We start from the raw sequence: 8,839 nt of genomic DNA, 5'->3' as shown, positions 1-8,839 counted from the left end.
GTATCCGCCCTCGCTCGTGGCCGGGCGGCCGATAGCGCTGGGCTCGGTGGCGACCATGGCGGACGGCATCATGGTCGGCCGGCCGGGGGACGTGCCGTTCGCGCTGGTCAAGGAGTTGGTCGACGACGTGGTGACGGTCTCCGAGGACGCCCTGTCGTCGGCGTTGTTGCTCTGCCTGGAGCGGGCGAAGCTGGTGGTGGAGCCGGCCGGGGCCAGTTCGGTGGCGGCGTTGCTGGCGTCGCCGCGGTCGTTCGAGGGCCCGGTGGTGGCGGTGCTGTCGGGCGGGAACGTGGACCCGTTGCTGATGCAGCGCATCCTGCGGCACGGCATGTCGGCGGCGGGCCGCTACCTGTCGCTGCGGCTGCGGCTCACCGACCGCCCGGGCGCGTTGGCCGGGCTGCTGGCCACGCTGTCGGCGGCCGATGCCAACGTGCTCGACATCAGCCACATGCGCACCGATCCGCGGCTCGGGCTCACCGAGGCCGAGGTCGAGGTGCACCTGGAGACGAAGGGGCCCGAGCACCGCGCGGCGGTCGCGACGGCCCTGGAGGACGCCGGCTACCGGGTGATCGCCTGAGCGGGTCCCGCGACTCCGACAAAATCAGTTGACGCGATAGATCGCGTCTGGCATGCTCGCGAACCATCGCGAAGAAGCCCTTCGACCGATGAGTTCCGGTCGGCGCACCGGTCGAACGGGCACGGGACGGCGGGCCCGGCCGCGGACACACGGCCGCCGCGCACCTTGACACGCGCACCCTGCGTACGCACACGCACAGTTGACCGACGGGAGAGAAAGACATGGCGGGCGCCATCTACGCCGAGGGTCTGGTCAAGACCTTCGGAGACGTCAGGGCACTGGGGGGAGTGGATCTCGACGTGCCGGAAGGCACCGTCCTCGGCCTGCTCGGCCCCAACGGCGCGGGGAAGACCACCGCCGTCCGTGTGCTGACCACGCTGCTGCGCCCCGACAGCGGCACAGCCGTCGTCGCGGGCATCGACGTGCTCAAGCACCCCAACGAGGTCCGCCGGCACATCGGGCTGTCCGGCCAGTTCGCGGCCGTCGACGAGTACCTCACCGGCCGCGAGAACCTGCAGATGGTCGCGCAGCTCTACCAGCTCGACGCGAAGCGGGCCAAGGCGCGCGCCGACGAACTGCTGGAGCGGTTCAACCTCGCCGACGCCGCCAACCGCGTCTCCAAGACCTACTCCGGCGGCATGCGGCGCCGGCTCGACCTGGCCGCCGCCCTCGTGGTCAGCCCGCCGGTGATGTTCATGGACGAGCCCACCACCGGGCTCGACCCGCGCAACCGGCAGCAGTTGTGGGAGGTCATCCAGGAACTGGTGGCCGGCGGCACCACCTTGCTGCTGACCACGCAGTACCTGGAGGAGGCCGACCACCTCGCGCACGACATCTGCGTCATCGACCACGGCCTGGTGATTGCCCGCGGCACCTCCGACCAGCTCAAGGCACAGACCGGCGGCGAGCGGATCGAGGTCGTCGCCCACGACCAGGGCCGGATCGAGGACACCGTGGCCATCCTGGTCCGGCACGGCAAGGGCGGCCGGGACGCCGTCACCGTCGAGCGGCACACCCGCATGGTCACCGTGCCGGTCACCGGCGGCGCCAAGCTGCTGGCCGAGGTGATCCGCGACCTCGACGCCGAGAGCATCGAGATCGACGACATCGGGCTGCGCCGCCCCACGCTCGACGACGTGTTCCTCTCGCTCACCGGGCACACCGCCGAGGAATCCGAGGCCCAGGCCGCGCAGGCCGCCGAACGCTCCGGCTCCGGCTCCGGCTCCGGTTCCGGTTCCGGTTCCGGCTCCGGTGACGACCCGCAGGCCGCTTCGGCGAAGGAGACCGCGAAATGAGCGCCGTCACCGGCACCCCCGAGACCCCGCACACCACCCTCGCGCCGACCCCGCGCGGCGGCCCGCTCGGCTCCCTGCACGACTCCCTGGTCGTCGCCAAGCGCAACCTGCTGCGGATGATGCGCATCCCCGAGGTCGTCATCTTCGGCCTGTTCCAGCCGATCATGTTCGTGGTGCTGTTCAGCTACGTCTTCGGCGGCTCGGTCGCCGTCGGCGGGTCGTCCAGCGCCTCGGACTACCGCAACTTCCTGATGGCGGGCATCTTCGCGCAGACCGTCACCTTCGCCACCGCCGGCGCCGGCGCGGGCATCGCCGACGACATGCACAAGGGCCTGATCGACCGGTTCCGCTCGCTGCCGATGTCCCGCGGCGCGGTGCTCACCGGCCGTACCCTCGCCGACCTGGTACAGACGACGCTGACCGTCGTCGTACTCGCCTGCGTCGGACTGCTGGTCGGCTGGCGCATCCACAACGGCGTGCCGAAGATGCTCGGCGCCTTCGCGCTCCTGTTGCTGCTCGGCTACGCCTTCTCCTGGATCGGCGCGCTGATCGGCCTGTCGGTGCGCACCCCCGAGGCGGCCACCTCCGGCGGCCTGGTCTGGCTCTTCCCGGTCACCTTCGTGTCCAACGCGGTCGTCTCCCCGGAGAACATGACGCCGTGGCTGCGGCACATCGCCGAGTGGAACCCGTTCAGCGCCACCGTCCAGGCGTGCCGCACGCTCTTCGGCAACCCGGGCGTGGTGAAGTCGTCGGCCTGGCCGATGGAGCACCCGGTGTGGGCCTCGCTGGCCTGGTCGGTGGTCATCGTGGCGATCTTCCGCACCCTCGCGGTGCGCAAGTACCGCTCCGCGGCCGTCTAGAACTAGCGCCCCTCCCGGCAAGGTTTGCCCCGCTCGCCGCCCTGGCACGCGCGCCCGCACCCGGGGCCGTATCCGGGCCGGTACTCGGGCCGTACCGCACGCAGCCCCGGCCGTCATCCGACGGCCGGGGCTGCGTCATGCGTGCCGCGAGGGCGGCGCCGCGCGGAGGGCTCAGCCCTGGTACGGCTTCACGTCGAGGACCTGCACCGACGCCGTCTTGCCGTTCGGCAGCTCGTACGTGGCGTCCTCGCCCTTGCGCTTGCCGGCCACCCCCCGGCCGAGCGGCGACTGCGGCGAGTACGTGTCGAGGTCGCTGCCGACGCCCTCGCGCGAGCCGAGCAGGAACATCAGCGTGTCGTCCGGGTCGCCGTCGAACGCGATGGTCACGACCATGCCGGGCGCCACCACCCCGTCGTCCGCCGGCGCCTCGCCGACCTTCGCGGTCTCCAGGATCTGGTTGAGCTGCCGGATGCGCAGCTCCAGCTTGCCCTGGTCCTCACGCGCCGCGTGGTAGCCGGCGTTCTCCTTGAGATCGCCTTCCTGACGGGCTTCCTCGATCTTGGCGACGATCTCGGCGCGGGCCGGACCAGACAGATGCTCCAGCTCGGCCCTGAGCTGGTCGTACGCCGCCTGGGTGAGCCAGGTGACGTTGTCGCTGGTCTGGGTCACAGGTGCTCCTCGTCGGTACTGTCATGCGGTGTGCGTATGCGCGTCCCTTGCCGGTGAACAAGTGCATTGCCAGCCGGTGCCGGGACGAAACCACGAGCCTAACAATTCCTGACCGGAGAGGTTGCCCGGTCCCGCTGGTCCGCGGCCACCGGTCGCCCGGCGGATGCCTCCCGGTGTGCCTCTGGGTATGCCGCTCGTCGCGCGCGGTCCACGGCCCGCCGGTCGCGGCATGCCGTCCACCACCGCCGGTCACCGCTCGTACGCGCGGCGCGTCGGGGCCGACATGTGCCGGCTGCCGCGGTCGGGTCCGGGGAGATATGCCCCACATGCGGTTACATCGTGCGCAGTGTTGCTACTGCGCGAAGGGCGGCAGCGTGCCGGAGAGCCCGACCCACGACCCGCTTCACCGCCCCCTGGGCGTGCCGAAGGAGCGCCTGCTGTTCGGCGGCGTGTACGGGACGGTGCTCGCCAGTTCACTCGCCTCCGCCCTCGACCACGACACCGGCCGGCCCAACCCCGGCTACGACGCGCTGTGGATTCTGGTGGCCGCGCTCACGGCGGCCGCGGCACACGGCTACGCGCACACCATCGCCCACTGGTCGGCCGGCGGGAAGAAGGCCACCACCGAGACGGTCCGGTCGATGGTGAACGAGTGGCCCCTGGTCGCCGCCGTGATCCCGACGATGCTCGCGCTCTTCGGCGCCTCGGCCGGGTGGTGGAGCGAGAACAGCGGCATCGACGTCGTCCTGATCATCAACACCGCGACCCTGTTCGGATGGGGGCTGTGGGCGGCCCGCGCGGCGGGTCAGGGCTGGGGGCCGTCCTGCCGGGTCGGCGGCGTGGACGTGCTGATCGGCCTGTTCATCGTGGGCGCGAACGTGCTGACCCACTGAGGCGGGGCCGGGCACTTGACCCGCGGAGCCGGCCGGACCCGCGTCGGCTGGTGCGGGAGGGGCGCTAGCTGTTCTTCGCGGACTGGCAGCTGACGAGTTCGCCGGTGGTGCCGAGGGCGGTGGTGCGCAAGGTCACGATCGTGTCGATGTCCTTGGCGTGTTGCGTGATCCGTACGTCCTTGCGGCCGACCTCGTTGTGGTCGGTGTCCTGGGAGCGGACCGTGCAGATCGCCACGGTGCCCGCGCCCTTGTGGACTTCCAGACGGATTTGCAGCGAGTGGTCCGAGACCGCCTTGAAGGAGACGACCTGCGCGCTGATCTTGCTCGCGGTCAGGGAGTGCCAGGCGAAATAGCCGATGGCGATCGCCAGGAGCGCGCCCAGGACGACCGCGGCCCTGCGCAGGGTGCGGTCCTTGCGCGCGTCCGCGTCGGTGCCGCCGCCGTACCGCCCCTCGGGCAGTGACGGTGTCGGGCCCGGCTGCACGGCCGTCATGATCGTCCTCCCGTCGGGGAACCGCGGAATTATTCGTCCCCGTCTCCCGTCACTATAGGGAGGTTCCCCCGGTGACTTCGGAGGGGGTTCGAGACTGTTGTGAATACCGGAGACCTTAAGGAAGCCAGCCTTGACCGATCAGCTTCGACTGATGGCCGTGCACGCCCACCCCGACGACGAGTCGAGCAAGGGTGCGGCCACCATGGCCAAGTACGTGTCAGAGGGGGTCGACGTGCTGGTGGCAACGTGCACCGGCGGCGAGCGCGGCTCCGTGCTCAACCCCAAACTCCAGGGCGACGCCTATATCGAGGAGCACATCCACGAGGTCCGGGCCAAGGAGATGGACGAGGCCCGGCAGATCCTCGGCGTCAAGCAGGCGTGGCTCGGCTACGTGGACTCCGGGTTGCCCGAGGGCGACCCGCTGCCGCCACTGCCCGAGGGCTGCTTCGGCCTGGAGGACGTGGACACCGCGGCCGGTGCGCTCGTGAAGCTCATCCGCGAGTTCCGGCCGCATGTCATCACCACCTACGACGAGAACGGCGGTTACCCGCACCCTGACCACATCATGACCCACAAGATCTCGGTGGTGGCGTTCGAGGCGGCGGGGGACCCCGAGCGCTACCCCGAGGCGGGCGAGCCCTGGACCCCGCTGAAGCTCTACTACAACCAGGGCTTCAACAAGGTCCGCACCCTCGCCCTGCACGAGGCGCTGCTCTCCCGCGGCCTGGAGTCCCCGTACGAGGACTGGATCAAGCGGTTCGACGAGTCCGACCGGCCCGAGCGCAACCTGACCACCCACGTGCCGTGCGGCGAGTTCTTCGAGATCCGCGACAAGGCACTGCTCGCGCACGCCACCCAGATCGACCCCGACGGCGGGTGGTTCCGGGTCCCGATGGACATCCAGCGCGAGGTCTGGCCCACCGAGGACTACGAACTCGCCCGCTCCCGGGTGGACGTCTCCCTCCCCGAGGACGACCTGTTCGCGGGCGTTCGCGGGGCCTGACCGACGGGGCCTTGCGGGCCTGAGCAACAATGGAGGGCGTGACTGACTACCACGCCCTCCACCAGCTTGTCCCGCTCGCCCAAGAGCTCGACAAGAACAAGGTGACCCCAGGGCTGCTCGGGTTCGTGGTCTTCGCCGTGATCGCGGTGGGCCTGTGGGCACTGATGAAGAACATGAACAAGCAGATGAAGAAGATCGACTTCGAGGAGAAGCCGACTTCCGACACCAAACCGAAAATCCCCGCGGCCCGGGAATAGCGGTTACGGCCTCTCGCCGCGGGGGTTGCGGTGCGCACCCCGGTGCCGCCCGGTGACCGGCTGAGCGCGCGGTTCCCCGCGCCCCTGGGTCGGTGGCCCTCCTGCCCCCAGCCACCCACCGGCAAATGGTCCCGGGACCGACGGACGAACCACTACGCCGGGACCGCCATCACCATGCGGGCAGACCTGGTCGGGGTCATGCCCAGCCGCCACGCGTCCCAGGGCGACCCGGGGACGATGGAACCGCGGGCGAGCAGGAGGATGTGGGCCTCGGCGTACTCCGTGAGATCGGGGTCCCGCTCCGGGAAGGGCTCGGCCAGCAGTGCCTGCAACTCCTCACGTGCCCGGGTGGTGCCGTCGGGCCCGGCCGGGTCCGGCGGAAGCAGCGGCAGCACCGTGGCCCGCAGGAAGACCGCCCAGTCGTGGCCGCGCCGGTCCCCGAGCCCGGCGAAGAGCTCGGCCGCCTCGTCCAGCAGCGTCAGCGCCTCCAGCAGCCGCCCGTTCCCCGCGTCGATCACCGCCAGCTCCACGCACGACCACGCCTCGCCGTGCTCCACCCCGATCCGCCGGAAGTCCTGCCGCGCGTCCTGGAGCAGCTGCCGGGCGAACCCGCTGTTGCGCAGGTTCCCGGTGCGGGCCGCCCGCTGGTCACGGGTCACCCGCGCGGAGTGGTGCCGGGCGCACGCCAGCCCGTACACGTCCCGCATCCGGGAGAACATGCTGCGCGCCCGCTCCAGGGTGCGCAGCGCCGCGTCGGTGTCGCCGCTCTCCTCCAGCGCGTGGCCGAGGTAGTACAGCGTCCACGCCTCGCCGCGGGCGTCCTCACTGGTCCGGTGCCGCTGCACCGCCTCGTCCAGATCGCGGGCGGCCTCCCGCGCCTCGCCGCGCATCAGCCGCGCGCGGGCCTGCTGGGTGAGCGTCCACGCGGTGCCGCGCGGGTCCCGGGCCAGCGCGTACGACCGCCCGGCCGCGCGCAGTTCCTCCTCGCCCTCCTCCAGCCGGCCCAACCGCAGGTAGACCTGCCCGAGTTGCAGGTGTGCCCACGCCTCGCCCTGCACGCTCTCGTTCTCCCGGTGCAGCGCCAGCGACTCCCGCAGCAGTGCGAGCGCCTGCCCGACCTGGCCCCTGTCGCGCAGCACCGCGGCGAGCGCGTGCAGCGTCCAGGCCCGGTCCTCCTCCAGCCCCGGCGCGGCCTGGATGTCGACGGCCTCGCGCAGCCGCAGCTCGGCCTCCCGCAGGTTGCCCTGGTGATGCAGGGTGATGCCGAGGCTGTCCAGGGCGCGGGCGGCGCCGGCCGGGTGCTCGGCCTCGAAGTACAGGTCCACCACCGCGCTGAGCGTGGACTTCGAACGGTCCAGCTCGCCGAGTTGCCGGGCCGCGATGCCGGTACGCCACTGCACCGACCGCACCAGCACCGAACGGTCGCCCTCGGTACCCGAGCGCAGCCCCGCCGCCTGCTGCGCCTGGGCCATCTCGCTGATCTCGCCCAGCCGGTACAGGTCGCCGCGCAGCAGGCAGTAGTCGCACAGCGCGCCCAGCAGCGCCTGTACGGCGGACTGGTCCACGCCCGCGGTGTCGCGCAGCGCGGCGGTGATGAAGGAGGACTCCTCGTCCAGCCAGCGCAGCGCGAGTTCGAGGGAGGCGAAGCCGTGCTGCCCGAAACGGCCGGCCCGGGTCGAGGTCTTCCCCTCGACCAGCCGGATCACGGTGTCGGCCAGGTCCGCGTAGGAGCGGATCAGCCGTTCGTGGGCGGCGGCCCGCTCGACCGGGTCCTCCTCGTCGAGCAGCCGCTCCGCGGCGAAGGCCCGTACCAGGTCGTGCGGCCGGTAGCGGCTGCCGCGGACGTTCTCCAGCAGCCCGGCGGCGGCCAGTTCGGCCAGCCGGCGGCCGGCCTCCTGCTCGTCGGTGGCCATCAGCGCCGCCGCCGCGGCCGCGCCGAAGCTGGCCCGCCCGGCGAGCGCGAGCCGGCGCAACAGGCGGCGGCCCGGCTCCGGTTGGTCGTGGTAGCGCAACGCCAGCACCCGGTCGACCGGATCGCGCGGCCCGAACACCTCGATATCGTCGGCCAGTCCGGCCGCGCCGCCGTGCTCGCCGAGCCCGGAGGCCGCGATCCGCAGCGCGATCGGCAGGCCGGCGGTCAACTCGCGCAGCCGCTCGGCCTGTTCGGGCGGCGCGGTGTCGGTGCCGGCCGCGTCGGCGATCTCGCCGAGCAGTTCGAAGGTGTCGTCGAGGTTCAGCGGGCCGACCGGCAGGTGGTGCACGACCGCGCCCGGCAGCTCCGGGTCGAACGGCTCGGCGGCGGGGACCAGCACCAGGCTCTCCGCGCGCTCCGGCACCAGCGGCCGTACCTGCTCGGCGTCGGCCGCGTCGTCCAGCACGATCACCACCGGCACACCGGTCAGGTGCTGCTGGTACTGCTCGGCGAGGCGGCGCAGGTGCTGGCCCTGGTCCTGCCGCTCGGGCCGCTCCCGGAACAGGAGTTGGTCGCGGGGCGCGCCGAGCCGGTTGAGCAGGTGCAGCAGCGCGTCCCTGACCGGCAGCGGCGCCGCGCCCGCGCCGCGCAGGTCCACCACGCACGCGCCCTTGAACTGGTCCTTCAACTCCCTTGCCGCGCGCACCGCGAGAGCGCTGCGGCCACCGCCTGCCGGGCCGTGCAGGACCACGACCGTGGGGCGTACGGAAGTTGACGCGCGGGCCTGGTGCACCCACTGGGCGATCTGGGCGAGGTGGCCGCGCCGCCCCGCGAACGGCCCGTCGATCTCGGGCAGTTGGCCGAACGACTGCTCCAGCAC

The 8,839-nt window shown here is 71.9% G+C and carries 9 protein-coding genes; 6 read left to right on the top strand and 3 right to left on the bottom strand.

The window, feature by feature from the left end:
• From AC13HU_RS24390 to AC13HU_RS24380, 3 genes are all read left to right on the top strand, one after another.
• A partial coding sequence (locus AC13HU_RS24390; RefSeq protein ID WP_483044081.1) for a pyridoxal-phosphate dependent enzyme occupies nt 1-577 on the top strand: 577 nt, incomplete at its 5' end.
• A 221-nt stretch (nt 578-798) separates the two neighbouring features.
• The gene (locus AC13HU_RS24385; RefSeq protein ID WP_483044080.1) at nt 799-1,872 is read left to right on the top strand and encodes an ATP-binding cassette domain-containing protein; all 1,074 of its coding nucleotides are present in this window, start codon (nt 799-801) and stop codon (nt 1,870-1,872) included.
• Complete coding sequence (locus tag AC13HU_RS24380) at nt 1,869-2,732, top strand: ABC transporter permease (RefSeq protein WP_483044079.1); 864 nt, start codon at nt 1,869-1,871, stop codon at nt 2,730-2,732. Before AC13HU_RS24385 ends, AC13HU_RS24380 begins: the two co-directional genes overlap by 4 nt.
• A 171-nt stretch (nt 2,733-2,903) precedes the next feature.
• Here the strand turns inward: AC13HU_RS24380 and greA are convergent, their stop codons facing one another.
• Nucleotides 2,904-3,401, bottom strand: coding sequence for a transcription elongation factor GreA (gene greA, locus AC13HU_RS24375; protein WP_483044078.1), 498 nt, complete (start codon nt 3,399-3,401; stop codon nt 2,904-2,906).
• A 326-nt stretch (nt 3,402-3,727) separates the two neighbouring features.
• On the opposite strand from greA, the gene AC13HU_RS24370 reads away from it, so the two are divergent.
• Nucleotides 3,728-4,294: a hypothetical protein gene (locus AC13HU_RS24370; RefSeq protein ID WP_483044077.1), complete on the top strand. Its 567-nt coding sequence runs from the start codon at nt 3,728-3,730 to the stop codon at nt 4,292-4,294.
• A 64-nt stretch (nt 4,295-4,358) separates the two neighbouring features.
• Here AC13HU_RS24370 and AC13HU_RS24365 read toward each other — a convergent pair whose 3' ends face one another.
• The gene (locus AC13HU_RS24365; protein WP_483044076.1) at nt 4,359-4,787 is read right to left on the bottom strand and encodes a DUF4307 domain-containing protein; all 429 of its coding nucleotides are present in this window, start codon (nt 4,785-4,787) and stop codon (nt 4,359-4,361) included.
• A gap of 130 nt (nt 4,788-4,917) precedes the next feature.
• Between AC13HU_RS24365 and mca the strand changes: the two genes are divergently transcribed.
• Both mca and AC13HU_RS24355 read left to right on the top strand, forming a co-directional pair.
• On the top strand, nt 4,918-5,790 hold the full coding sequence (mca, locus tag AC13HU_RS24360) for a mycothiol conjugate amidase Mca (protein WP_483044075.1): 873 nt from the start codon (nt 4,918-4,920) through the stop codon (nt 5,788-5,790).
• Nucleotides 5,791-5,819: 29 nt separating this feature from the next.
• Nucleotides 5,820-6,047, top strand: a complete 228-nt coding sequence (locus AC13HU_RS24355; RefSeq protein WP_483044074.1) for a hypothetical protein — start codon at nt 5,820-5,822, stop codon at nt 6,045-6,047.
• 152 nt (nt 6,048-6,199) lie between these two features.
• On the opposite strand, the gene AC13HU_RS24350 is transcribed toward AC13HU_RS24355, so the two are convergent.
• The coding region (locus AC13HU_RS24350; RefSeq protein ID WP_483044073.1) for a tetratricopeptide repeat protein at nt 6,200-8,839 on the bottom strand (2,640 nt) is incomplete at its 5' end.

It is taken from the genome of Streptomyces sp. NH27 (assembly GCF_056859195.1).
This window is presented reverse-complemented; position numbering and strand designations above follow the sequence as displayed.

Excerpts from the sequence above, each read along its gene's own strand:
- AC13HU_RS24385 (WP_483044080.1), top strand. The coding sequence starts at position 799 with ATGGCGGGCGCCATCTACGCCGAGGGTCTGGTCAAGACCTTCGGAGAC.
- AC13HU_RS24380 (WP_483044079.1), top strand. The coding sequence starts at position 1,869 with ATGAGCGCCGTCACCGGCACCCCCGAGACCCCGCACACCACCCTCGCG.
- AC13HU_RS24370 (WP_483044077.1), top strand. The coding sequence starts at position 3,728 with ATGCGGTTACATCGTGCGCAGTGTTGCTACTGCGCGAAGGGCGGCAGC.
- AC13HU_RS24365 (WP_483044076.1), bottom strand. The coding sequence starts at position 4,787 with ATGACGGCCGTGCAGCCGGGCCCGACACCGTCACTGCCCGAGGGGCGG.
- AC13HU_RS24355 (WP_483044074.1), top strand. The coding sequence starts at position 5,820 with ATGGAGGGCGTGACTGACTACCACGCCCTCCACCAGCTTGTCCCGCTC.